This window comes from Pengzhenrongella sicca, assembly GCF_017569225.1.
GTDB lineage: Bacteria > Actinomycetota > Actinomycetes > Actinomycetales > Cellulomonadaceae > Pengzhenrongella > Pengzhenrongella sicca.
The window spans coordinates 1,450,163-1,474,062 of sequence record NZ_CP071868.1; the positions used below are offsets into that span (position 1 = coordinate 1,450,163).

At 73.6% G+C, this 23,900-nt stretch carries 25 protein-coding genes; 13 read left to right on the forward strand and 12 right to left on the reverse strand.

Annotated elements, in window-relative coordinates:
- The first annotated feature begins 76 nt into the window (after positions 1-76).
- The 4 genes from J4E96_RS06585 to J4E96_RS06600 are packed head-to-tail and all read left to right on the forward strand — an operon-like array spanning position 77 to position 3,228.
- Positions 77-895, forward strand: a complete 819-nt coding sequence (locus tag J4E96_RS06585; RefSeq protein ID WP_227424969.1) for a class III extradiol ring-cleavage dioxygenase family protein — start codon at positions 77-79, stop codon at positions 893-895.
- Positions 895-1,905, forward strand: coding sequence for a tRNA (adenosine(37)-N6)-dimethylallyltransferase MiaA (gene miaA / locus J4E96_RS06590; protein ID WP_227424970.1), 1,011 nt, complete (start codon positions 895-897; stop codon positions 1,903-1,905). The genes J4E96_RS06585 and miaA overlap by 1 nt, the downstream gene beginning before the upstream one ends.
- Entirely contained in the window at positions 1,902-2,903 is a 1,002-nt protein-coding gene (dapF, locus tag J4E96_RS06595; RefSeq protein WP_227424971.1) for a diaminopimelate epimerase, read from the forward strand. The genes miaA and dapF overlap by 4 nt, the downstream gene beginning before the upstream one ends.
- A gap of 4 nt (positions 2,904-2,907) precedes the next feature.
- Complete coding sequence (locus tag J4E96_RS06600; RefSeq protein ID WP_227424972.1) at positions 2,908-3,228, forward strand: TlpA family protein disulfide reductase; 321 nt, start codon at positions 2,908-2,910, stop codon at positions 3,226-3,228.
- On the opposite strand, the gene J4E96_RS06605 is transcribed toward J4E96_RS06600, so the two are convergent.
- Positions 3,186-3,866, reverse strand: a complete 681-nt coding sequence (locus tag J4E96_RS06605; RefSeq protein ID WP_227424973.1) for a class I SAM-dependent methyltransferase — start codon at positions 3,864-3,866, stop codon at positions 3,186-3,188. The two genes, J4E96_RS06600 and J4E96_RS06605, sit on opposite strands and share 43 nt — an antisense overlap.
- 100 nt (positions 3,867-3,966) lie before the next feature.
- Here J4E96_RS06605 and hflX point away from each other — a divergent pair, with 100 nt between their 5' ends.
- The 4 genes from hflX to J4E96_RS06625 all read left to right on the forward strand — a co-directional run bounded on the left by hflX (position 3,967) and on the right by J4E96_RS06625 (position 10,474).
- The gene (gene hflX, locus J4E96_RS06610; RefSeq protein WP_227424974.1) at positions 3,967-5,538 is read left to right on the forward strand and encodes a GTPase HflX; all 1,572 of its coding nucleotides are present in this window, start codon (positions 3,967-3,969) and stop codon (positions 5,536-5,538) included.
- A gap of 66 nt (positions 5,539-5,604) precedes the next feature.
- The gene (locus J4E96_RS06615; RefSeq protein ID WP_227424975.1) at positions 5,605-7,812 is read left to right on the forward strand and encodes an ATP-dependent DNA helicase; all 2,208 of its coding nucleotides are present in this window, start codon (positions 5,605-5,607) and stop codon (positions 7,810-7,812) included.
- A gap of 46 nt (positions 7,813-7,858) precedes the next feature.
- A complete protein-coding gene (locus J4E96_RS06620; RefSeq protein WP_227424976.1) occupies positions 7,859-8,863 on the forward strand; it encodes an L-lactate dehydrogenase in 1,005 nt (334 codons plus the stop codon).
- A gap of 51 nt (positions 8,864-8,914) precedes the next feature.
- Positions 8,915-10,474: a peptidase M16 family protein gene (locus tag J4E96_RS06625; protein WP_227424977.1), complete on the forward strand. Its 1,560-nt coding sequence runs from the start codon at positions 8,915-8,917 to the stop codon at positions 10,472-10,474.
- 15 nt (positions 10,475-10,489) lie between these two features.
- On the opposite strand, the gene J4E96_RS06630 is transcribed toward J4E96_RS06625, so the two are convergent.
- The 4 genes from J4E96_RS06630 to J4E96_RS06645 are packed head-to-tail and all read right to left on the reverse strand — an operon-like array spanning position 10,490 to position 14,442.
- Complete coding sequence (locus J4E96_RS06630) at positions 10,490-11,497, reverse strand: ABC transporter substrate-binding protein (RefSeq protein ID WP_227424978.1); 1,008 nt, start codon at positions 11,495-11,497, stop codon at positions 10,490-10,492.
- A 10-nt stretch (positions 11,498-11,507) separates the two neighbouring features.
- Complete coding sequence (locus tag J4E96_RS06635; protein ID WP_227424979.1) at positions 11,508-12,344, reverse strand: ABC transporter ATP-binding protein; 837 nt, start codon at positions 12,342-12,344, stop codon at positions 11,508-11,510.
- Positions 12,341-13,435 carry a FecCD family ABC transporter permease gene (locus tag J4E96_RS06640; RefSeq protein ID WP_227424980.1) on the reverse strand — a complete coding sequence of 365 codons (1,095 nt, stop codon included), beginning with the start codon at positions 13,433-13,435 and terminating at the stop codon, positions 12,341-12,343. The genes J4E96_RS06635 and J4E96_RS06640 overlap by 4 nt, the downstream gene beginning before the upstream one ends.
- The gene (locus tag J4E96_RS06645; protein WP_227424981.1) at positions 13,432-14,442 is read right to left on the reverse strand and encodes a FecCD family ABC transporter permease; all 1,011 of its coding nucleotides are present in this window, start codon (positions 14,440-14,442) and stop codon (positions 13,432-13,434) included. The genes J4E96_RS06640 and J4E96_RS06645 overlap by 4 nt, the downstream gene beginning before the upstream one ends.
- A gap of 37 nt (positions 14,443-14,479) precedes the next feature.
- Here J4E96_RS06645 and J4E96_RS06650 point away from each other — a divergent pair, with 37 nt between their 5' ends.
- Entirely contained in the window at positions 14,480-15,310 is an 831-nt protein-coding gene (locus J4E96_RS06650) for a siderophore-interacting protein (RefSeq protein ID WP_227424982.1), read from the forward strand.
- 1 nt (position 15,311) lies between these two features.
- Here J4E96_RS06650 and J4E96_RS06655 read toward each other — a convergent pair whose 3' ends face one another.
- The 3 genes from J4E96_RS06655 to lexA all read right to left on the reverse strand — a co-directional run bounded on the left by J4E96_RS06655 (position 15,312) and on the right by lexA (position 16,691).
- Positions 15,312-15,611 (reverse strand): DUF1540 domain-containing protein, encoded by a 300-nt coding sequence (locus tag J4E96_RS06655; RefSeq protein ID WP_227424983.1) that lies wholly within the window; start codon positions 15,609-15,611, stop codon positions 15,312-15,314.
- Between the two features lie 83 nt (positions 15,612-15,694).
- A complete protein-coding gene (locus J4E96_RS06660; protein ID WP_227424984.1) occupies positions 15,695-15,829 on the reverse strand; it encodes a Rho termination factor N-terminal domain-containing protein in 135 nt (44 codons plus the stop codon).
- 82 nt (positions 15,830-15,911) lie between these two features.
- Entirely contained in the window at positions 15,912-16,691 is a 780-nt protein-coding gene (lexA, locus tag J4E96_RS06665; protein ID WP_406620417.1) for a transcriptional repressor LexA, read from the reverse strand.
- A gap of 254 nt (positions 16,692-16,945) precedes the next feature.
- On the opposite strand from lexA, the gene J4E96_RS06670 reads away from it, so the two are divergent.
- Positions 16,946-17,278 carry a LysM peptidoglycan-binding domain-containing protein gene (locus tag J4E96_RS06670; protein ID WP_227424985.1) on the forward strand — a complete coding sequence of 111 codons (333 nt, stop codon included), beginning with the start codon at positions 16,946-16,948 and terminating at the stop codon, positions 17,276-17,278.
- Positions 17,279-17,509: 231 nt separating this feature from the next.
- Positions 17,510-18,049 (forward strand): transcriptional regulator NrdR, encoded by a 540-nt coding sequence (gene nrdR, locus J4E96_RS06675; protein WP_227424986.1) that lies wholly within the window; start codon positions 17,510-17,512, stop codon positions 18,047-18,049.
- Between the two features lie 148 nt (positions 18,050-18,197).
- Here nrdR and J4E96_RS06680 read toward each other — a convergent pair whose 3' ends face one another.
- The 3 genes from J4E96_RS06680 to mgrA form a co-directional block, all read right to left on the reverse strand.
- The gene (locus tag J4E96_RS06680; RefSeq protein ID WP_227424987.1) at positions 18,198-18,434 is read right to left on the reverse strand and encodes a hypothetical protein; all 237 of its coding nucleotides are present in this window, start codon (positions 18,432-18,434) and stop codon (positions 18,198-18,200) included.
- 70 nt (positions 18,435-18,504) lie between these two features.
- Positions 18,505-20,226: an AMP-binding protein gene (locus J4E96_RS06685; protein ID WP_227424988.1), complete on the reverse strand. Its 1,722-nt coding sequence runs from the start codon at positions 20,224-20,226 to the stop codon at positions 18,505-18,507.
- A gap of 68 nt (positions 20,227-20,294) precedes the next feature.
- On the reverse strand, positions 20,295-21,344 hold the full coding sequence (mgrA, locus tag J4E96_RS06690) for an L-glyceraldehyde 3-phosphate reductase (RefSeq protein ID WP_227424989.1): 1,050 nt from the start codon (positions 21,342-21,344) through the stop codon (positions 20,295-20,297).
- Between the two features lie 108 nt (positions 21,345-21,452).
- Between mgrA and J4E96_RS06695 the strand changes: the two genes are divergently transcribed.
- Positions 21,453-22,172 carry an HAD hydrolase-like protein gene (locus J4E96_RS06695; protein ID WP_227424990.1) on the forward strand — a complete coding sequence of 240 codons (720 nt, stop codon included), beginning with the start codon at positions 21,453-21,455 and terminating at the stop codon, positions 22,170-22,172.
- Between the two features lie 71 nt (positions 22,173-22,243).
- Positions 22,244-22,447, forward strand: coding sequence for a DUF5302 domain-containing protein (locus J4E96_RS06700; RefSeq protein WP_227424991.1), 204 nt, complete (start codon positions 22,244-22,246; stop codon positions 22,445-22,447).
- Positions 22,448-22,653: 206 nt separating this feature from the next.
- Here J4E96_RS06700 and serA read toward each other — a convergent pair whose 3' ends face one another.
- Positions 22,654-23,853: a phosphoglycerate dehydrogenase gene (serA, locus tag J4E96_RS06705; RefSeq protein ID WP_227424992.1), complete on the reverse strand. Its 1,200-nt coding sequence runs from the start codon at positions 23,851-23,853 to the stop codon at positions 22,654-22,656.
- Positions 23,854-23,900: the final 47 nt, after the last annotated feature.

A 23,900-nucleotide genomic window follows, 5' to 3' on the forward strand; every position in this document is an offset into this window, starting at 1 on the left:
GGAGCGGCCTCCTCGGCGGGCGACGCCGACACGGTCGCCGGTGCGGCCCCCGGGGCGCAGCGGTTACCGTCGGGTCGTGCTAGCCATCGCTGCTCTCGTGCCCGACACCGCCCTGCTGGTCCCGGGGGCCGCGGGCCGCGCCGTCGTCCTCGAGGCGACGCGCGAGGCCGCGCTGGCCGCCGCACGCGAGGTCGTGGCGGCCGGCCCCGACCAGATCGTGGTCGTCGCGCCCGGGCCGCACGAGCGGACCCTGCCCGCGCCGGCGCGGCCGAGCCTGATCGCGGCCGGCATCGCCGACGCGGGTCACGGGTGGCCACCAGCCGAGGCCGCGGCGCCGACGACGTCCCCGCAGCCGACGACGTCCCTCCCGCCGGCGACGCCCGCGGCGCCGACGACGTCGCTCCCGCCGGGCGTGGCCGCCTCGACCGTGCTGCTGCTGCTCGCCGCAGCCGGGTGGGCGGGGCCGGTCACCGTGCTCGAGGTCGGCGCGGGGGAGTCGGGTGCGCAGGTGCTGCGCGAGCGCGGCGCCGCGCTGGCGGCGGGCGCCGCGCGGCTCGCCCTCGTCGCGTCCGGATCGCTCAGCGCGCGGAACGGGCCGAGCGCGCCGCTGCCGGCCGACGAGCGCGCGGCGGAGCTCGATGCGTCGATCCTGGCGGACCTCGGCGCCGCCGACCCGGCAGCCCGCGACCGCCTCGGCTCCGTGCCGGCCGACCTCGCCGGCGACCTCGCCGTCACGGCCTGGGCGCCGCTGCAGGTGGTGCTCGGCGCGGCCGGCACCGCCGAAGGGCTCGCGGGCGGCGTGCGGCACACGTCCGCGCCCTTCGGTGTCACCTACGCGGTCGCCGTGTGGCGCCCGAGCGGCCCCGCCGTCGCGTCCGCGGCGGGGAGGCCGTGATGGCCGCGGCCGTCCCCGGGGCACTCCCCGTGGCAGTCCCCGTGGCAGGGGAAGGCTCCGAGGGCCGCGTCGTCGTCGCCGTCGTCGGCCCGACCGCGACCGGCAAGTCGGACCTCGGCCTCGCGCTCGCCGAGCGGCTCGGCGGCGAGGTCGTCAACGTCGACGCGATGCAGCTCTACCGCGGCATGGACATCGGCACGGCGAAGCTCGCCGTCGCCGAGCGCCGGGGGATCCCCCACCACCAGCTCGACGTGCTCGACGTCGACGAGGACGCCTCCGTCGCCCGGTACCAGCGCGACGCGCGGGCCGACCTGGCCGGCATTTCCGCGCGCGGCGCGCGCGGGGTCGTCGTCGGCGGCTCGGGACTGTACGTGCGCGCCCTGCTCGACAAGCTCACGTTCCCGGGGGTCGATCCCGCGGTGCGCGCGCGCCTCGAGGAGCGCGCCGAGAAGCACGGCACGCGGCACCTGCACGACGAGCTCGCCCGCCTAGACCCGGCCGCCGCGATCGCGATCGGCCCGGCGAACACCCGCCGCATCGTCCGCGCGCTCGAGGTCATCGAGATCACCGGGCAGCCGTACACCGCGAACCTGCCCGAGCAGGTGTACGTCGTGCCGGCGGTGCAGATCGGGCTCGACTGCGACCGCGCCGTGCTCGACGAGCGGGTCGACCGGCGCGTGGACCGGATGTGGGAGCAGGGGCTCGTCGAGGAGGTGCTCGGGCTGCTCACGCGCGGCATGGGCCGGACCGCCGCGCGCGCCGTCGGCTACGCCGAGGTGATCGCGCTCGTGCGCGGCGAGGGCGACGAGGCGGACGCGCGCGCGGCGGTCGCGGGCAACACGCGCCGGCTCGCGCGCAAGCAGATGACGTGGTTCGGGCGCGACCAGCGCGTCCACTGGCTCGACGCGCGCGACCCGGACCTGGTCGCCCGCGCGCTCGAGATCGTCGCGGCCGCCGACCGGGGCGACCTCGAGCCGGGACCCGAGCCGCGCCGTACGCTGGGCGCATGACCAGCCCCTCGACGGCACCCTCGACGGCGACCTCGACCAGGCCCGGCGACGGACCGGTGCGCGCGAACCGGCTGACGTTCACCAAGGGGCACGGCACCGAGAACGACTTCGTGCTCATCGACGACCGGGCTGCGACGCTCGACCTGACCCCCGACCTCGTCCGCGCGCTCGCGGACCGGCGTGCCGGCGTCGGCGGCGACGGCGTTATCCGGGTGGTGCCGACGGCCGAGCTGCCCGAGGGCGCCGCGATCCTCGCGGCGGAGCCTGCGGCCACCTGGTTCATGGACTACCGCAACAGCGACGGGTCGGTGGCCGAGATGTGCGGCAACGGAGCGCGGGTCTTCGCGGCCTTCCTCGAGCGGCTCGACCTCGCGGCGGTGCCGCTGCGCCTGCAGGGCGACCAGCCCGCGCTGGCGATCGGCACGCGCGCGGGCGTGCGGTACGTGCGGCGCGAGGCGAACGGCTGGTACGCGGTCGACATGGGCCCGTGGCGGCTGACCGGCGGCGACGACGCGGCGATCGCGGGCGCCGACGCCCAGGTCGCGGTGGCGGGCCTCGAGGTCGCGCGCCCCGCGCTGAGTGTCGACGTCGGCAACCCCCACGTGGTGCTGGCCCTCGCCGACGTGGGCGAGCTCGCCGCGGCCGACCTGTCCCGCGCACCTGAGGTCCGCCCCGTGCCGATCGACGGCACGAACGTCGAGCTCGTGGTCCCGCTCGGCGAGGAGCCCGGCGCCGACGGCGTCGCGGTCGGCCGCCTGCGCATGCGCGTGCACGAGCGGGGCGTGGGGGAGACCCGGTCCTGCGGGACCGGTGCGTGCGCGGCCGCGCTCGCGGTGCGGACCTGGGCGGGCGCGGGGGCGCCGGACGTGTGGCTCGTCGACGTGCCCGGCGGCACGGTCCGGGTCAGCGTGCTGGCCTCGGGCCACGTCGAGCTCGCCGGCCCGGCCGCGCTCGTCGCGACCGGGGAGCTCGACCTGTCGACGCTTCCGGGGCGCTGAGCCGATGCCGGACACCTCGCTCGCGGGCGACCTTCCGGTCGCGCTCGGGCACCGGGCGACGCTCCTGCAGTTCTCGAGCACGTTCTGCGCGCCCTGCCGCGCGACCCGGTCCGTGCTGGACCGCGTCGCTCGGACGACGGGCGGGGTGACGCACGTCGAGCTGGACGTCGCCGACCACGTCGAGCTCGGCGAGCGGCTCGGCATCGACGCCACGCCCATGGTGCTCATCCTCGACGCCGACGGCGTCGAGCGCGGGCGGGCCAGCGGCGCGCCGAGCCTTGCTCAGGCGCGGGCGGCGCTCGCGGCCGTCGTCGACCCGAGCTGATCGACCCGCAGCACGCGGAAGCCCTTCTCGGTCTCGACCCGGGTGACCTCGGCGGCGTCGCCGAGCTGCTCGGCGAGCCAGCGCTGCAACGAGTCGGCGCCGAGGTTGCGCTGCACGACGAGGTGGGCCTGCGCACCGGGTGCGAGCCGCGGCAGCCAGCGCAGCAGCATCTCGTGCAGCGCGACCTTCCCGACCCGGATCGGCGGGTTCGACCACAGGGCGGCGAGCGCGACGTCGGCCGGGACGTCGTCGGGCGTGACGGCGCGGACGTTGGCGAGGCCGAGCACGTCGGCGTTGCGCCGCACGAGGTCGAGCGCGCGCTCGTTCACATCGACGGCCCACACGCGCGCCGCGGGCGAGGTCAGGGCGAGGGTCAACGCGACGGGCCCCCAGCCGCAGCCGAGGTCGAGCAGGTCGCCGCTGGTCGGCGGCGCGGGCACGGTCTCGAGCAGCACGCGTGTGCCGAGGTCGAGCCGGTCGGGGGAGAAGACCCCGCGCGCGGTCTCGAGCTCGAGCTCGCGGCCGGCCAGGCGCACGCGCAGCGGGCGCCGTTCGGAGGGCGACGCGGGCCGGGCGGTGAAGTAGTGGTCGGCCGGGTCGGCGGCCCTGGCGTCGGCGGGCTCAGCGGGATCGGGCACGGGTCGAACCCTACGCGGGTCACGCCGGGAGCGAATTGGCTCGCCGCCTGGCCAGGCGGCGTGACACCCTGGGACGAGCGAAGAGAGAAAGAGGTAGCACGTGACCCATCCCCGCACCGGCTCCACGTCCGACGGCGCAGCCGAGGTCCCCGACGAGCCCGCCACCGCGGGCGAACCGCAGCGGGACGGGGGATCGGGCCAGCGCAGCGCGCAGGACGTCGCCGGCGACGTCGTCGCCCGGGTCCTGGCCCGCGCGGGCACCGCGCTCGACGCGGGGGCCACGGTGCACTCGTCCTACGACGGCCAGCAGTTCGACATCGCGGACCGGGCCTCGCTGCGGCGGGTCGGCGGCCTGTCGACCGAGCTTCAGGACGTCACCGAGGTCGAGTACCGGCAGCTGCGGCTCGAGAAGGTCGTGCTCGTCGGGATCTGGGGTCAGGGCACCGTGCAGGACGCCGAGGTATCACTCGCCGAGCTCTCCGCGCTCGCCGAGACGGCGGGCTCCGAGGTGCTCGACGGCATGCTCCAGCGCCGCGCCAACCCGGACCCGAGCACGTACCTGGGCTCGGGCAAGGCCGTGGAGCTGGCCACGATCGTGGCCGCGACCGGCGCCGACACCGTCATCATCGACGGCGACCTCGCGCCGTCCCAGCGCCGTGCGCTGGAGGACATCGTCAAGGTCAAGGTGATCGACCGCACCGCGCTGATCCTGGACATCTTTGCCCAGCACGCGAAGTCCCGTGAGGGCAAGGCCCAGGTGGAGCTCGCCCAGCTCGAGTACCTGCTGCCGCGCCTGCGCGGCTGGGGCGAGTCCATGTCCCGCCAGGCCGGCGGGCGGGTCGCGGCCGGCGCCGGGATCGGCTCGCGCGGTCCCGGTGAGACCAAGATGGAGCTGGACCGGCGCCGCATCCGGACCCGGATGGCGAAGCTCCGCCGCGAGATCGCCGCGATGGCGCCCTCGCGCGAGACCAAGCGGTCCTCCCGGCGGCGCAACGCCATCCCGTCGGTCGCGATCGCCGGGTACACGAACGCGGGCAAGTCGTCGCTGCTCAACCGGCTCACCGGCGCTGGCGTCATGGTCGAGAACGCGCTCTTCGCGACCCTCGACCCGACCGTCCGGCGAGCCGAGACTGCCGACGGCCGGGTCTACACGCTGACCGACACCGTCGGCTTCGTGCGCTCGCTGCCCACGCAGCTCGTCGAGGCGTTCCGGTCCACGCTCGAGGAGGTCGCGGACGCCGACCTCGTGCTGCACATCGTGGACGCGTCGCACCCCGACCCCGAGGGCCAGATCACGGCCGTCCGGCAGGTGCTGGCCGGGATCCCCGGCGCGTTCGACGTGCCCGAGGTCATCGTGCTCAACAAGGCCGACGTCGCCGATCCCGACGTCATCGCGCGGCTGCGCTCGCAAGAGGTGCACTCGATCGTCATCTCCGCCCACACCGGCGAGGGGATAGACGAGCTGCTCGCGCTCGTCACCGACCAGCTCCCGCGGCCCGGGGTCAGTGTCGACCTCGTCATCCCGTACGACCGCGGCGACCTCGTCAGCCGCGTGCACGAGGTCGGTGAGATCGAGGCCGAGGAGCACACGGGCGCAGGCACCGCGCTGCGCGCGCGCGTGGACGAGGCTCTCGCCCGTGAGCTCGCCGAGGCGGCCGTCCCGGGGACCTGAGCTCGGGCGTCCACACCCGGTGCCGGCTCCGGCCGGCCGGGCGGGCGCCCGCACTAGGCTGTCCCGGTGCCAGACCCGAGCCCGTCGAACGACCAGCCCGCCCCGGTCGAGGAGCTGCTCGAGCTGGCGGTCACGAGCCTCGGCGGGTCGCGCCGCGCGGGCCAGGTCGAGATGGCGCGCGCCGTGGCCGGCGCGATCGAGGGCGGCGAGCACCTCCTGGTCCAGGCGGGCACAGGCACCGGTAAGTCGCTCGGCTACCTCGTCCCGGCGGTGCGGCACGCGGTGCAGGACGACGAGCGCGTCGTCGTGTCGACCGCGACGCTCGCGCTCCAGCGCCAGATCCTCACGCACGACCTCCCGCTCGTCGCCGCGGCCCTGGCGCCGCGGCTGCCGCGCGCCCCGCGAATCGCGGTGCTCAAGGGCTGGCACAACTACGCGTGCGTGCAGAAGGTCGCGGGCGGCTTCCCGGCGGACGAGGCCGGCACGCTGTTCGAGCTGCCGGGTGAGCCGGCGGGCGCCGCCGAGCACCCCGCGGCCGCCGACGACGACGCGGGCGCTCGCCCGCGCGCGGGTCGGGCCGGGGGCGGGGCCCGGTCGGGCGATCTCGGTGCGCAGGTCGTCCGGGCCCGAGCCTGGGTCGAGGAGACCGAGACGGGCGACCGGGACGACCTCGTCCCGGGGGTGAGCGACCGCGCGTGGCGCCAGGTCTCCGTCACCTCGATGGAGTGCCTCGCCCCGAAGTGCCCCATGATCGGCGACTGCTTCCCGACGCGGGCGCGCGCGTTGGCGAAGGAGGCCGACGTCGTGGTGACCAACCACGCGATGCTCGGCATCGCCGCCTCCGGGTTCCCCGGGATCCTGCCCGAGCACCAGGTCCTGATCGTCGACGAGGCGCACGAGCTCACCGACCGCGTCACCGCGCAGGCGACCGCGGAGCTGTCGGTCGCGACGGTCGAACGCGCGGCCCGCCTCACGCGCCGCCACGGCAGCCTCCCGACGACGGACCTGGACGCCGCGAGCCTCGCGCTCGGCGCCGTGCTCGCCGAGCTGCCCGAGGGCCGGCTGCGCGACGGCCTGCCCCCGGCCGCGCAGTCGGCCGTGGGCGCCGTGCGCGACGCCGCGCGCACGCTCCTGAGCGCGCTCAAGCCCGCGGGCGCCCCGTCGGCCGCGGCCGCCGAGGGCGGGATCAAGATGGCCGCGTCGGCGATGCTCGAGCTGTTCGACATCACCGACCGGATGGCCGGCAACCCGGACCGCACGGGCACCGACGTGCTTTGGTGCTCGCGCGGCGACGACGGCGGCGCGTTCCGCGGCAGCGGCATGTCCCGCCTGCACGCGGCCCCGCTCGCCGTCAACGGCCTCATCCGGACCCACCTGCTCGCGGGGCGGTCCGGCGTGCTCACGTCGGCGACCCTCGCGCTCGGCGGCTCCTTCGTGCCGCTCGCGCGGTCCCTCGGCCTGGACGCCTCCGCGCAGCGGGTCGAGGCGGCCGGCGAGGCAGCGCCGGCCGCGGAACCCGCCGTCAAGCCCGCCGCAAAGCCCGCCGCGAAGACGAGCGCGAAGCAGGCCGCGAAGCCGGCCGCCGACGGCGACGCCGAGGCGGTCCCGTGGCGCGGCCTCGACGTCGGGAGCCCGTTCGACTACCCGCGCCAGGGCATCCTGTACATCGCGAAGCGGCTGCCGGCCCCGGGCCGGGAGTCCGCGACCGACGCCCAGCTCGACGAGATCGCGACCCTCATCACCGCCGCCGGCGGCCGGACCCTCGGGCTCTTCTCATCCCGGCGCGCCGCGACGGCGGTCGCGGAGGCGATGCGCGAGCGGCTCGACGTCCCCGTGCTCGCGCAGGGCGACGACCAGCTGCCGACCCTCGTGCGCGAGTTCGCGGCGGACCCGGCCACGTGCCTGTTCGGCACGCTCTCGCTCTGGCAGGGCGTCGACGTGCCCGGCCCGTCGTGCCAGCTCGTGCTCATCGACCGCATCCCGTTCCCGCGGCCGGACGACCCGGTCCGCTCGGCGCGGTCGGAGGCCGTCGAGGCCGCGGGCGGCAACGGGTTCATGCAGATCTCCGCGACCCACGCGGCGCTGATGCTCGCGCAGGGAGCGGGCCGGCTGATCCGCGGCACCGCCGATCGCGGCGTCGTCGCCGTCCTCGACCCGCGGCTCGCGACGGCGCGGTACGGGGAGTTCCTCGCCCGCTCTCTGCCGGACTTCTGGCGCACGAGCGACCGGGAGGTCGTCGTCGCGGCGCTCGAGCGGCTGGGCGCACTAGCCTGACCCCAAACCCCGCCCGCCCGCCGCACGACCCATCCGTGGAGGATCCATGAGCGAGACCTACGACAGCGACGACGTCGGCACGGGCAACGGACCGGTCCCGGACCGGCGCACCACCAAGCTCGCCGTGGTCGGAGCTGGCGCGGTCGGGGCGACGGTGGCCTACGCGGCGCTGCTGCGCGGCGCGGCGCGCACGGTCGCGCTCTACGACATCAGCAAGGAGAAGGTCGAGGCCGAGGCGCTCGACCTCGGGCACGGCATCCAGTTCATGCCGATGGCCGAGGTGATCGGCTCGGACGACATCGCGGTGTGCGCGGACGCCGACGTGGTCGTCGTGACCGCCGGGGCGAAGCAGAAGCCCGGGCAGACCCGCCTGGACCTCGCCGAGGCGACCATCTCGCTCACCCGCAAGATCCTGCCGCCGCTGGTCGAGCAGGCCCCGAACGCGATCTTCATCATGGTGACCAACCCGGTCGACATCGTCACCTACGCGGCCCTGAAGCTGTCGGGCCTGCCGCGCTCGCAGCTGTTCGGCTCGGGCACGGTGCTCGACTCGTCCCGCCTGCGCTACCTGATCGCGCGTCGCACCGGCGTCGCGGTGCAGAACGTGCACGCGTACATGGCGGGGGAGCACGGCGACAGCGAGTTCCCGCTGTGGGACTCGGCGTCGATCGGCGGCGTGCCGCTGACGCAGTGGCGCGGCACGCGCGACGCCGGACCGATGACGCCCGCCGTGCGCGAGGCCATCGCGCGCGACGTCATCGAGTCGGCCTACCAGATCATCAAGGGCAAGGGCGCGACCAACTACGCCGTCTCGCTGGCCGTGTCCCGGATCATCGAGGCGGTGCTCAAGGACGAGCGCCGGGTGCTGCCGGTCTCGAGCCTGCTCGACGACTACTACGGAATCAGCGACGTGTGCCTGTCGGTGCCGACGGTCGTGGGCCGCACCGGCGCCGACCGGCTGCTCGAGGTGCCCATGTCCGCCGACGAGGTCGCGAACCTGCGGCGCTCGGCCGAGGCGCTCAAGGCGGTCGCGCGACGGTTCGGGTTCTAGTTCACCCGCGAACCTCGGATGCGGCGACCGAAGGAGCCCTAGCCTCGGCCCATGCAACGACGTGACCTCGATGGCCTCACCGTTCTTTCCGCGCCCGCCCCCGCACCGTTCACCGCCACGCTGGTGTTCGCGGTCGGCCGCCGCCACGAGGCGTTCCTGACCGGGGGGATCACTCACCTCGTCGAGCACCTCGCGATGTCGGCAGTCGGCCGGCCCATGCTCGAGTGCAACGGGCAGGTGCAGCTCGGGCATACGACCTTCACCGCCACGGGGAACGCCGACGACGTCGTCGAGGTGCTCCGTCGGCTCGCCGCTGCGCTGCCCGCGCTGCCAGTCGAGCGCCTCGCGACCGAGGCGGCCGTGCTGCGTGCCGAGGGTGGTTCGTATGCGAGGCCAGCCCTGGGCCGGCACCTCGCGTACCGCTACGGGGCGCGCGGGCTCGGAATCGCCGGGTTCACGGAGCCGACGATCGGCGCCCTCGACGCCGACGCGGTCACGGCCTGGTCGAACCGGTACTTCGTGCGGGAGAACGCGGTGCTGTGCCTCAGCGGGCCGGCGCCCGACGGCCTTGACGAGGCGCTGAGCGCGCTGCCGCACGGAGACCGGTCCCAGCGGGCCTCGGACGTCGCCCTGGACATCCCCTACCCGGTGGTGAGCGAGGGCGACGTCGAGGAGGCAGTTGGCCTGTCGTTCCTGGCGGCGGAGAGCCCCGCCCTGCTGGCCGGGATCCGGATCGCCATGGAGCGCGCGTTCATCGAGCTGCGCATGCGCCGGGGGATCGTCTACCACCCGGACGCCGACGTCATCGACGTCGCGGGAGACACTCTGCTGGTGCTGCTCCACGCCGACCCGCTGCCCGTCCATCAGGTCGAGGCAGGCCGGGGACTGCTCGACATCGTCCGGGCCCTCGCATCCGACGGGCCGACCGCAGCGGAGCTTCGCGGTGACGTCGCGCGAGCGCGGCTGGCCGTCGCCGACCCGCGCGCTGCCCTTGCCGAGCTCGACTGGGCGGCCGCGGACGTGCTGGCGGGGCGGCCCGAGCACACCGACGTCGAGCGGCTCGCAGAGCTCGAGCTGGTCACCCCGGCCGCCGTCCGCGACGCCTTTGCTGCTGCCGCCGCATCGCTTCTCGTCCTTGTGCCCGGAGCGGCGGAGGCCGCCGAGCTGGAGCTGCCGGTCGACGACGGGACCCGCGGCGCGGTGCTCCAGGGCCGGACCTACGCGCGGCGGCTGCGCTCGGAGGCGCCGCGCGGATCCCGGCTCGTCATTGGCGCCGACGGACTGTCGATCGTGCTGCCGTCCGACACGCTGACCGTGCGGTTCGCCGACATCATCGGTGCCACGATGGCACCCGAGGGGTACCTGACGATCCTGGGGGTCGACGGGACGACCATGCCGCTCGACCGCGGCGACTGGCGCATCGGCCGCGCCGCGTTCGAGCATCTGCTCGCGCAGATCCCGGACGCCGCACGGTTCGACCGTGAGGACGCCTGCGGCGGCGCCACGCACCGCGGCGAGTCACACGCGGCGGCCGCGGTCTGGCCGCCGACGCCGGGCCGCAGCACCGACGACCTCGCCGCCGAGCCGCCGGTGCCAGCGCCCCTGAGCTGAGCCGAGAAGGCCCCGTCAGACGGGGCTGGCCGTGCGCAGGATCTCGGCCAGCTTCGTCATCTGATCCGCCTGGGAGGAGTAGTCGAGGGCGGCGTTCTGCCAGGAGTAGACCTGGTTGGCGGCCAGCGCCGGGTGGCCGGCGAAGGTGGGCTGGGCGCGCAGGTCCTCGTCCTGGAAGCCTTCGGCGTTCACGATCAGGACGTCGCCCGTCATCATCTGGCCCGCGTTCTCCCAGCTGTAGATGTCCCAGTAGTAGTCGCCGTCGGGGCTCAGGTTCGTGTAGTCGACGCCGAGACTGCCGTACAGCGCGCTCTCGGGCTCGTCGGCTGGCTTGGTGACATAGACGCCGTCGGCGTCCGCGTACATCATCGTCACCTCGAGGTCGGTCTCCGCAGCGGCGGCGGACAGGTCGGCGGCGGCGGCGTCGTACTCCGACTTCGCTGTCGCGATCCGCTCGTCGCTCGCGCCGATCGAGGAAGCGAGCTCGGTCAGGCTCTCGATGACCTCGAGGCCGTTCCCGCCGATCTCGATCGCGACGACGGGGGCGATCTTTTCGAGCTGCTGCTGCTGCTCCACGTCGGCGAAGCCGTAGTACGGGCCAGCCAGGTCAAGGGTGCCCGCGCGGTCGGTCGGGTAGATGCCGGTCACGATCAGGTCGGGCGCGGCCTCGGCCAAGGCCTCGAGGTCGATCTCGCCGTAGGAGTTGCCCACGATGGCGGTGTCGGAGATGTCGTAGTCGACGAGGCGGGGATCGGAGGCGACATCGAGCCGCCCGAAGATCGCCACGGGGTCGATGCCGTAGCTGAGCAGCCCGACGGCGTAGTCGGTGAAGCTCGCGACGCGTTCCGGCGCCTGGTCGAGCGTGATGGTCGCACCGGTGTCGTCGGTGTAGCTCCACCCGCCGGTCGTCTCCTCGGCGTCGCCTGCCGGGCCGGACGAGCACGCTGCGAGCGTCGCGACGCAGAGGATCAGGACGGGGGACAGGAGTCGGGCGGCACGGCGCCCGGCGTGAGATCGCGTCATGAAGGTAAGGTTAGCCTATCCTCAGTCGCGGAGCGTGGGTCACCTCGACTCCGCTCGGTTCGAGCGGCACGATCAGCGGCGTGCCCGTGACTGGGTCCGGCACGACGATCGCCGCGAGGTCGAACGCGTCGCGTAGGACCTCTGGCGAGAGCACCTCCCAGGGCGTGCCGTCGGCGAGCACGCGACCTCGACCGAGCACGACCAGGCGGTCAGAGAACCGGGCGGCGAGCGTGAGGTCGTGCAGCACCATGACGACGGTGGTGCCGTGCTCGCGGTTGATCCGGCGGGTCAGGCGCAGGACATCGAGCTGGTGCGTGAGGTCGAGGAATGTCGTGGGCTCGTCGAGCAGGACGGTCGGCGCCTCCTGCGCGAGGACGAGCGCGATCCACGCGCGCTGGAGCTGCCCGCCCGAGAGGGTCCCCGCGTCGCGGTCCGCGAGCTCGGTCAACCCGGTCGCGGCGAGTGCGGCCGCCACGACGTCGCCGTCGTGGGACGTCCACGGGCGCAGCAGGCTCTGGTGCGGGTGCCTGCCACGCGAGACGAGGTCCTGCACGCTCGTCGCCGACGGCGTCATCGGCTTCTGCGGCAGGAGGGCGAGCGAGCGGGCCACGGCGCGGGTCGGCAGGCCGCGGACCGGTCGTCCGGCCAGGTGCACCTCACCGGCGGCAGGCGTGAGGATGCGGCCGAAGGCCTTCAGGAGGGTGGACTTCCCGCTGCCGTTCGCGCCGATCAGCGTCGTGATCTGCCCGGCCTCGATCCGCAGGTTTAGATGGTCGAAGACGACGTGCCGCTCATAGGCCAGGGTGACGTCCCGCGCCTCGAGCGCGGGGGTGGGCAGCGGGGTCATGCGAGGTTCTCCTTGCCGTGCCGGCGGGTGAGCAACCAGATCAGGTAGGGCGCCCCGACGATCGCGGTGACGATGCCGACGGGGATCTCGGTCGGCGCGAGGCGCGCGACGCTGTCACCGGCAACCACGATCAGCGCGCCCGCCAGCGCCGAGGCGACGAGTGGTGGGCGGCCGGCCCGGGTGAGGCGGCGCGCGACCTGCGGGGCGACGAAGGCGACGAACTCGATGGGACCGCTGACCGAGACCGCGGCCGCGGTGAGCAGCACCGCGCACGCGATCACGAGGAGGCGGTGGCGCTGTACCCGGACGCCGAGCCCGAGCGTCATCTCGTCGCCGAGCCGGCTGACCTCCAGGTCGGCCGACTGCGCGAGGGCGACCGGAGCGACGACGACGAGCACGAGGCAGGCGGGCCAGACGCTGGCCCAGGAGACGCCCGAGAGGCTCCCGACGAGCCACTGGGCGGCGGCGGCGGCCTCGGTGATCTGTGCGCGGGCGATCAGATAGCTGGTGATGCCGCCGAGCGTTGCCGTCGCTCCGATCCCGATGAGGATCAACCGGTAGCTGTCGACGCCGCCGCGCCAGGCGAGCCCGTACACGACGGCGGCGGTGACGAGCGCGCCGACCGTGGCGGCGGCGGGGACGCCGAGGGAGAGCAGGCGCGCGCTGACCGAGTAGGTCCCGCCCGCCAGCACGATCGCGAGGACCGCGCCGAGCGCGGCGCCGGACGTGACCCCGATGATGTCCGGCGTCGCCAGGGGGTTCCGGGCGAACGTTTGCGTCAGCGCTCCGGCCATCCCGAGGCAGCCCCCCACGACCACCGCTCCGAGCACCCGCGGCAGGCGCAGGTCGAACACGATGAGCTCCTCGCCCGGGCTCCCGGAACCCAGCAGGGTCCGTGTCACGTCCAACGCGGTCAGCGACGACGAGCCGACCGTGATGCCGACGATGGCGGCGACCAGGACCGCGAGCACAAGCGCCGACGTCGCGACCGCGCCACGTCCGCGCCGTCGCCGGTCCCGCCGCGCCGGGGCGCCCCCGCCGGGCGACGGACGATCCAGAGTCCGGGGCGCGGTCGGGTTGGGGGCCGTCACAGCATCGCCATCCGGCCGCGGCGGACGATGGTCACGAAGGCGATGCCGCCAAGGACCGTGAGCACCACCCCGACGGGCAACTCCGCCGTCCCGCCGACGAGGCGTCCGAGGACGTCGCAGGCGAGCAGGACGATGGCGCCGAGCAACCCGGAGGCCGGCAGCAGCCACGCGTGATTGCCCCCGACGGCGACGCGCGCGAGGTGCGGGGCCGTCAGGCCGATGAAGCCGATCGGGCCGGTGATCGCGACGGCGCTCGCCGTGAGGAGCGTGATCGCGCCGAGCCCGACGATCCGCGCACGCAGGAGATTCTCCCCGAGCCCGCGCGCGAGCTCCGTGCCGAGGGCGAGGGTATTCAGGGAGCGCGTGTTCGCGGCGGCAAGGACGAGGCCGACGGCCGCGAAGCCGATCGCCGCGGCGATCCCGTGCAGCGAGCGACCCGACAGAGACCCGACGACCCAGATCCGGTACGCCGCCAGCGTCGTCTCGTCGGAGAGCACCAGCAGCGAGGTCCACGCCACCAGCAGCGCCGAGACGGCCGCTCCCGCGATGGTCAGCGGCACCGGGCTCGTGAGCTCGCGGCCGAGCGCCGCGACCGAGAACACCACGACGCTCGCGACCACGGCGCCGGCGAGCGCCAGCCAGAGGGTGGTCAGGACCGAGCTGGTCCCGAGGACGTAGACCCCGATGACGACGGCGAGGCTCGCGCCGGCGGAGACGCCGAAGAGCCCCGGATCGGCCAGGGGGTTCCGGGTCTGCCCCTGCATCACGGCCCCGGCGACCCCGAGGCAGCAGCCGACGAAGGCGCCGAGGACCGTCCGCGGGACACGGGAGCCCCAGACGATCGCGTCGACGTCGGTCGCGGGATCGATCAAACCACGGATGACGGCCGTCGGGCTGATGAGGTTGCTGCCGAGCAGCAGGCTCACCGCCGCGAGCGCGAGCACGGCAGCACCGAGGGAGAGGAGCACGAACGCACGCGCCAGCGTCGCAGGGCGGGCGTTCGGCATGGTGTAAGCGTAGCCTTACCTAATATAGTTCCGGTGCATGAGCCGGTACCCGCGCCTGATGCCCGCACACCCGCGGCTGTTCACCGCCCAGGTGGTGCGGTCCGAACGTCGATCGCCGTCGTTCCAACGCGTGACGATCGCAGGGGCGCAGATCGACGAGTTCGTCTGGGCGGGCTTCGACCACTGGTTCCGGCTGTTCATCCCGCCGACGGCCGGCGCGGCGTTGGTGCTGCCCGACGTCGCGGGCCGATCCTGGTGGAAGCCCTACCTGGCCATCCCCGAGCCGGACCGGCCGCACTGCAGCAACTACACGGTGGCCGACGTGCGCCAGGCGGGTGGCGAGACCGAGCTGGACATCGACGTCGTGCTGCACTGGGACGCGCAGGGCCGGGTGGCCGGCCCGGTCGCCATCTGGTCGGTCAGCGCGGCTCCCGGTGCCGAGGTCGCGCTGCTCGACCAGGGGCTCCTGTTCGACCCGCCGGGCGACGCGGGCGGCATCCGCCTGGTCGCCGACGAGACCGGCCTGCCGGCCGTCCGCGGCATCTTGCGCCATCTTCCGGCGGCTGCAGTCGGTTCGGCGATCCTCGAGGTCCCCACCAGCGGTGACGTCGAGGACCTCGCGGCCCCCGCCGGAGTTCACGTCACCTGGCTCGCCCGCGACGACCCCCGCGCCACTCCCGGTGCGCTCGCGCTGGCCGAGGTCGGACGCCGCGCCGCGCCGGGGCGCAATGACTACGCGTTCGTCGTCGGCGAGTCGTCCCTGGCGACGCAGGGCCGGCGACTACTGCACCGAGCCGGCCTGCCCAAGGCCAGGATCACGTTCTCCGGCTTCTGGAAGCACTCGCCGACGGCGAGCATCGCCCGCTGAGTCAGCTCGTGGAGTAGGTGAGGCAGTTGGCGACGTGCGAGCCGGCGCCAGCGCCGATGCGCACGGCGTCGGCGCTGCACTCGAGGTTCGCGTTGTGGACGCAATCGGTCCGGGAGCAGGCACCGACCTGGGTGACGACGCGGTCGAGGCCGCCCTTGACGCCCAGCGGGATGAAGGTTCCGCAGTCGGCCGAGCTGTCCGCACCGCTGACGGTGATCGCGAACGCATGACAGCCGCTGTGATCGTTGTACGAGCAGCCGAGGACGGTGCATTCGCTGACGGCGGGCATGGTGACGGTCATGTCGAGCTCCTTAGCGGGCGCGGAACGACGAAGACCATTTCATGATGGGACATCCGGCAACGCTCGCGCTAGCAAGCCGAGGCTTACCTCAGCGATGCCCGGGCCGCCGCGCGCAGCGCGTCGACGAGAGCTGCCCGGGTCATCGTCGAGCGGCCCCGGATGCCGTGCTCCGCGGCGCGGCGGCGCAGCTCGCGCAGGCTGACGCTCTCGAGCTCCACCGCCGCCGGCTCGGCGCGGAGCAACGCCCTGGCCCGAGGCCCGGGATCCCTGATCGGCCGCGGCATCGCTCGCCTGCCCGCGCTACAGCTTGCGCAGGACGCTGACGACGCGCCCCAGGATCTGCGCCTGGTCCCCGGGGATGGGGGAGTAGGCGGCGTTGTGCGGCATCAGCCACACGTGGCCGCCGGTGCGCTTGAAGGTCTTGACCGTCGCCTCGCCGTCGATCATCGCCGCGACGATCTCGCCGTTCTCGGCGACGGGCTGGCGGCGGATGACGACCCAGTCGCCGTCGCAGATCGCGGCGTCGACCATCGAGTCTCCCGCGACCTTGAGCAGGAACAGGTCCCCATCGCCGACGAGCTGACGCGGCAGCGGGAAGACGTCCTCCACCACCTGCTCGGCGAGGATCGGGCCGCCCGCCGCGATGCGTCCGACGACGGGCACGTACGACGGCGTCGGGGTCGCGTCGCCCGCCGCGAGCTGATCCTCGCCGAACTCCGCGCCCGCCCGCTCGTCGTCACCGTGCCAGCTGGCGATCGTGCGCGAGTCATCCGGGTGCATCACCTCGATGGCCCGGGGCCGGTTCGGGTCCCTGCGCAGGTAGCCCTTGCGCTCGAGGGCCGTGAGCTGGTGCTTGACGCTCGACGGGCTGGTCAGGCCGACGGCGTGGCCGATCTCGCGCATGCTCGGCGGGTAGCCGCGCTGCTTCACCGCGGACCGGATGGTCTCGAGCACGAGCCGCTGCCGCGCCGTCAGGCCGTCGCCGTCGGGACCGCCGTCCGGCAGCGCGTGCACGGATGCCAGCGGAGCGCGCCGAGCGCCAGCCTTCGGCCCGTCGGGCGTTGTCCCGTCTGTGGTCACCGTTCTCCTCCTCGATCGCGAGCCAGCTCCGAGCGGAGCGTGTGGGTGGCTCGTGGTGCCCTTGTCTCGTACCCGCAGCCTAGGCAAAAGCGGGCACGCTTTCAAACATCTGTTCGAGCGTGTCTCGACAAGTGTCCATGGCACGTGCTAAACATCGTACAGACGTTCGACATACAGGTGTTCGATTGGCGGCAGGTTCGGGCGACCAGTGCCCGTGCGGCCTTCGGACGGGCAGCGGCCGAAAGGAGCGGGACATGAGCACGACACTGATCCTCCCCACGGGGGCGCAGGGGCAAGCGGAGCTGTCGCTGACCCCGCGCGGCCGCCGCGTTCTCCGCGTTGCCGGCGTGGTCCTCCTGGTGCTCGTCGCGCTGCTCGGCGGTCGAGCGGTGGCCGGGACGCCGTCCGCGCCGATCTCGGTCGACACCTACACCGTGAGCGCGGGGGAGAGCCTGTGGGCGATCGCGTCCGCGTACACCGCGCCGCACGAGGACGTGCGCGACACCGTGACCGAGCTCGTCGACCTCAACGGCCTCGCGGGCAGCTCAGTGCAGGCGGGCGAGCAGATCCTGGTTCCCGCCGGCTGAGTGAATGGGCAATGAGCTGACTGGATGAGCTGGCTGAATGAGTTGAGTGCGCAGGCCCGGCCGGGGGAGAGCCGCGTTGCATCCGCGCGGTCGAACCTCTAGGTTTTGCCGGGACGTCGGGGCGTCCGCTCTCGTAGGTGCTCGGTCGCCGTGGATCGATCACGGTCACCCGGGTGTTCTGCGCGGGGGGCGTCGCTGCGATCAGACCGCAACCAGGAGCCGAGGGCCAACGTGCATTGTCCGTTCTGCCACCATTCGGACTCTCGCGTCGTCGACTCGCGAACCTCGGACGACGGCTCGTCGATCCGGCGCCGTCGACAGTGCCCGCAGTGCAACCGTCGCTTCACGACCGTCGAGACCGCGAGCCTGTCCGTCGTCAAGCGGTCGGGTGCGACGGAGCCGTTCAGCCGCGAGAAGATCATCAACGGCGTGCGCAAGGCGTGCCAAGGGCGGCCGGTGAGCGAGGACGACCTCGCACTGCTCGCCCAGCGGGTCGAAGAGTCCATCCGCAGCACCGGGAGCGCCGAGCTCGACGCCTACGAGATCGGCCTGACCATCCTCGCCCCGTTGCGGGACCTCGACGAGGTCGCGTACCTGCGGTTCGCGAGCGTGTATCAAGGCTTCAACTCGCTCGACGACTTCGAGGCCGCGATCACCGTGCTTCGCGCCGAGCACACTCAGCAGGACGCGGACCAGGCGCACGACGGCGAGACCCTGGCCGGGTTGTCCTCGGCCGACGGCGCCCCGGTACCCGACGCGCCGAGCCGCTGACTGCTGGAGCACAACCCCAGCATCGAGGCGTGCGACCGAGGTCGCGTCGGCAGCGCCGCGAGCCAGCAGCGCCGTGAGGCAGCGGGGTCGTGAGCCAGCCGTGCCGTGCCGGCCGCTGCGGGAGCGGTCGGCTCAGCGAACGGTCAGGTCAGAGACGTTCGAGCTTGGCGCTGTCGAGCGCGACCCGGCGTCGATCGCCGGAACCGAAGTCCACGATGACGGCGCGCTCACCGTCGAGCGCGACGACTCGGCCGAGGCCGTGCCGCTCGTGCGAGACGCGTGCGCCGACGGGGATCGGCTTGATTGCCGCTGCTGCCGCCTCTCGGGCGGCATTGAACGGACTGTTGGGCAGGTGCCGGCGGCGACCGGTGGGTTGGGAGGACATCAGTACCATCATCCTCCTGTTCGGACGTGAGTGGAACCAGACCGGGTGACGCGACCCCGAATGGCCCACGTCATGCCGACGCCGGCTTCCGTGCGGCGAGGAGTGCGTCGCGTACCGTCCGGCGCAAAACCTTGCCGATCGGCGAGCGCGGCAGCTCGGTGAGGATGACCAGCTCGCGGGGGATCGCGTACCGGGCGAGGCGCTGCTCGCACCAGGCCCGCACAGCCGCGAGGTCGACCGCGCCGGCGGCCGCGTCGTGCGCGGCGAGGACGATCGCTGCCACGACCCGCTCGCCCCGCTCGCCGCCCGGAACCCCCACGATCGCGACGTCGGCGACGCCGGGCATCGTGCGCAGGTGGTCCTCGACCTGGGAGGGGTACACCTTGAAGCCGCCGGTGATGATCATCTCCTTGGTGCGATCGACGAGGGTGCACGCACCCGCGTCGTCGGCCACCACGACGTCGCCGGTGCGCAGCCAGCCGCCGGGGAGCAGCGCCGCCGCCGTGTCCTGCGGGCGGCCCCAGTAGCCGGCGAAGACCTGCGGGCCACGGATCAGGAGCTCGCCTCGCGCGCCGAGCGGGACGTCCGAGGTCGGGTCGTCGGGGTCGACGATGCGGATGTCGGTGCTCGGGAACGGCAGGCCGAGAGTGCTGGGACGGCGGTCCGCGCTGCACGGGTTGCCGAGCGCGAGCGGGGACGCCTCCGTCATGCCGTAGCCCTCGATGAGCAGGCCGCCGGTGCAGGCTTCCCAGCGCGCGGCCGTCTCGGGCGAGATCGGCATCGCGCCGGCGAACGCGATGCGGATCGAGCTGAGGTCCGTTCCGCGCTCGGTCGCCAGGGTTGCGATCCGATCGAACATCGGCGCCACGCCCGGCAGGAACGTGGCCGGGCGGCGCTTGTGGGCCGCGAGCACGTCGTCGGCGCTGAACTTGGGGAACGCCACCATGGTGGCGCCGATGCGGGCAGCGATGGGCAGGCACAGCGTCAGGCCGAAGGCGTGGAAGAACGGGAGGATCCCGAAGACGGTCTCGGTGCCCTCGTGCAGGCCGGCCCAGGTGACGCCCTGGATCGCGTTCGCCACGAGGTTGCGATGGGTCAGGATGGCCGCCTTGGGCGAGCCCGTCGTCCCGCCGGTGTACTGCAGCAGCGCGATGTCGCTCGGCACGGGCCGGGGGTGCTGCGGGTCGAGAGGCTCGGCTCGCCCGACGAGGCGGTGCCAGTCGAGCGCCCCGGCGGGCACCGGCCCCTGCAGCTGGTCACGCAGCGCGCGTGCGCGCGGGATCGGCAGGCGCAGGGCCGCGCGCTTGAGCGCGGGCAGGTCCCCGGCCAGGTCGACCGAGATGATCGTGCGGACCGCCGTGCCCGCCTGGGCCGTGGCGACGGCAGGCGCCGTCTTCTGCCAGCAGATGACGGCGACGGCGCCGGAGTCGGCGAGCTGGTGGCCCAGCTCCTCGGCGCCGTAGGTGGGGTTGAGCTCGACCACGATCGCGCCGAGCCGCAGCACCGCGTAGAAGGCGACGACGTGCGCGGCGCAGTTCGGCACCGCGATCGCGACGCGGTCGCCCGCGGTGATCCCGAGCGCGTCCAGGGCGCCCGCGGCGCGGCTCACCTGGTCCGCGAGTGACCGATAGGTCGTCGCCTTGCCCTGGAAGTCGACGGCGACACGGTCTGAGTATCGCGCCGCGGCGCGATCGAGAGCGGCGGTGACGGGCTCATCGGGTACGTCGATGTCGGCCGGGACGCCGTCGCTGTACAGGGCCAGCCACGGACGGTCGGAGAAGGGAGATGTCACCCGGCAACGGTAACCTACGGGGCCGTAGGTTACTAGTGCGTAACCTGTGAATCGCGGTCGGTCGACGCCTAGAGGTCACTCGAGCGCGACGCCCAGATGTTGACCCCGGCGTCCAAGGCGTGCGCGTCGATGGCCGCGAGCTCAGCGGCGTCGAAGTCGAGCCGGTCGAGCGCGGCGAGGTTCTCGTCGAGCTGCGCGACGCTGCTCGCGCCGAGCAGCGCCGACGTCACGCGCGGGTCGCGCAGCGCCCACGCGATCGCCAGCTGGGCGAGCGACTGGCCGCGGCCCGCAGCGATCGCGGCGAGCGCGCGCACGTGCTCGAGCGTCGGCGGGCTGAGGAACTCCTGGCGCAGCGAGCCCCCGCGCGCGGCGCGCGAGTCCGCCGGGACGCCCGTGAGGTACTTGGAGGTCAGCATCCCCTGGGCGAGCGGGGAGAAGACGATCGTGCCGAGCCCGGCGTCGCCGAGGACGTCGAGGAGGGACCGGCCGGCCGCCGCGTCGTCGGGCCGCTCGATCCACCGGTTGAGCATGCTGTAGGACGGCTGGTGGATCGTGAGGGTCAGCCCGATCGCGCGGGCGACCTCGAGCGCCTCGAGCGTGCGGTGCGCGCTGTAGGACGAGATGCCGACGTACAGCGCCCGCCCGGAGTCGAGAGCGGTCTTGAGGGCGCCCATCGTCTCCTCGAGCGGCGTGGTCGGGTCGAAGCGATGGCTGTAGAACAGGTCGACGTAGTCCAGGCCCATGCGGGCGAGGGACTGGTCCAGCGAGGCGAGCAGGTACTTGCGCGAGCCGCCGACGCCGTACGGGCCGGGCCACATGTCGTAGCCCGCCTTGGTGGAGATCACCAGCTCGTCGCGGTAGGGCCGCAGGTCACTGGCGAGGATGCGGCCGAAGTTCTCCTCGGTCGAGCCCGCCGGCGGGCCGTAGTTGTTGGCCAGGTCGAGGTGCGTGATGCCGCGGTCGAACGCGTGCAGGATGACCTCGCGCTGGCGATCGAGCGCGTTGCCGGCGCCGAAGTTCTGCCACAGGCCGAGCGAGATCGCGGGCAGGTCGAGCCCGCTTCGACCGGTCCGGCGGTAGGGCAGCTGGGCATAGCGATCGGGCTCGGCGAGATGCATGCGGCGACCGTACGCCCGCGGGCAGCGGGGCGGCGACCGGGCCGCTGCCCCGGCGCCGCCAGCCGGCCCGGCCGGCGTGCCGGTTAGGCTCGGCCCTGTGATGACGTCGTGCTGAGCCCCGCGCAGGTCTGCCCGCCACCGCTCGTCGGGTCGGGCGCGCGGCCGTACGACGCCATCCTCTTCGACCTCGACGGCACCCTGACCGACCCCGAGGTCGGGATCACTGCCTCCTTCCGGAGCGCGCTCGACGCCGTCGGCCGGTCCGTGCCGGCCGACGTCGACCTCTCCTGGGTGATCGGGCCGCCGATCCGCGAGAACCTCGGCAGGCTCGGGGTCACGGCCGCGGAGTTGCCGCGCGCCGTCGCGGCCTTCCGGCGCCGGCACCTCGCCGTCGGTCTCTACGAGGCCACGCTGATCCCGGGCATCGCCGGGCTGCTCTCCAGGCTCGACGACGCCGGCGTACGCCTCGCGCTCGCCACCGCCAAGCCCGCCGCCGACGGCGCGGTGACCCTGACCCACTTCGGGCTTGCGCAGTACTTCGCGGTGATCGCCGGGAACACGGAGCGGGGCACGCTGAGCAAGGCCGACGTCGTCGCGCACGCGCTGCGTGAGCTCGGCGGCGTCGACCCGGCGCGGGTCATCATGGTGGGGGACCGGCGGCACGACATCGAGGGCGCGGCGGCCAACGGCATCGCCGCGATCGGTGTGGGCTGGGGGTTCGCCGCCGACGGCGAGCTGGCCGCGGCGGGCGCGGCTCGCGTCGCGACGACGGTCGGCGAGCTTGCGGGGCTGCTCCTGGCCCCGGCCCAGCTATCCGCTGGCAATTGAGCACCCAACCGACGAGGCTGGGGCAAGGGCCGCACGTACGCGGCCGACACGACTGAGCGGGAGGCCCTTACATGGCGCAGAACAAGCAGGAGGAACCCGCCGCAGACAGCGGCGCGGCCGACGACGCCAAGGCGAAGTTTCGCGCAGCACTCGACAAGAAGAAGGCCGCGCAGCACCACACCGCTGACGGCAAGGGCAACACCGGCAACGTGCACGGCTCGGAGACCTCCGGCCCCGTGCAGCGCACGTTCCGCCGCCGCGCCGGCTCGGCGTAGCAGCGTCGCCACCACCGCATGACGCGAGTGCCTGACCGCGAGAGCCTGACCACGCGGGCATGCGCACCGAGGCCCGGTTCCGCGAACGTCCGTCCGATCGGCTGACTCCCGTCAGGTGCCGATCGGCCGGAGGTTTTGCGGAACCGGGCCTCGCTGTCGTGCGGGCGCCAGATGCGGAGCGCCAGCGGCCGACGTCGCGGGTGGGCCTAGAAGAGCAGGCGGAGGCGGACCGTCTGGGGCATGTTTCGCAGGGCCTCGAGCGCCGCGGGATCGACCGCGGAGCCCGTGTCCGTGACGACGTACCCGAGCTCGCCGCGCGTCGCGAGCAGCTGGCCCTCGATGTTGACGCCGTGGTCGGCGAGCGTCGCGTTCACAGCGGCCAGCACACCCGGGGTGTTGCGGTGCAGGTGCGCGAGCCGGTGGCTGCCGCTGGTCTGCTCGAGGGCGAGGTTCGGCAGGTTGACGCTGAGCGTCGTGGTGCCGGTCGCGAGGTAGTCGCGCAGCTTGTTCGCGACGAACTGGCCGATGGCCTCCTGCGCCTCCTCGGTCGAGCCGCCCGTGTGGGGCGTGAGGATCACGTTGGGCAACCCGCGCAGCTCAGACTCGAACGCGTCACCGCTGCGCTTGGGCTCGACCGGGAAGACGTCGATCGCCGCGCCGGCGACGTGGCCGGACTGGATCGACTCGGCGAGCGCCGCGTAGTCGACGACGAAGCCGCGCGAGAGGTTGAGGAAGACCGCGCCCGGCCGCATCCGCGCGAACTGCTTCGCGCCGAACAGGCCGGCGTTGCCGTCGCGGCCGTCCACGTGCAGCGTGACGATGTCGGCGGCGTCGAGCAGCTCGTCGAGCGTGTCCATCCGCTGGGCGTTGCCCAGCGCGAGCTTCTCCGACGTGTCGTAGAACACGACCGACATCCCGAGGTTCTCCGCGAGCACCGACAGCTGGGTGCCGATGTTGCCGTACCCGATGATGCCGAGCGTGCGCCCGCGCACCTCGTGCGAGCCCTCGGCGGTCTTGTTCCAGACTCCCGCGTGCATCGACTTGTCGAGCACGGTCAGCCGGCGGGTGAGCGCGATGATGTCGGCGAGGGCGACCTCCACCACGGAGCGCGTGTTGGAGAACGGCGCGTTGAACGTGGCGATGCCGCGCCGCGCGGCGGCGCCCAGGTCGATCTGGTTGGTGCCGATGCAGAAGGCGCCGACCGCGATCAGGTCGGGCGCGTGCGCGAGCACGTTCTCGGTCAGATGGGTCTTGGACCGCAGTCCCACCAGATGCACGCCGTCGAGGGCGGCGATGAGCTCTTTCTCGTCGAGCGCACCGGTGCGGGTTATCACCTCGATGCCCTGAGCGGCCAGGATCGAGCTGGCTAGCGGGTGGAGGTTCTCAAGAAGCAGGGCTCGAAGCACGCCCCTATGGTGCGCCTGTCCGACCGCGCGACCAAGCCGGTCCCGTC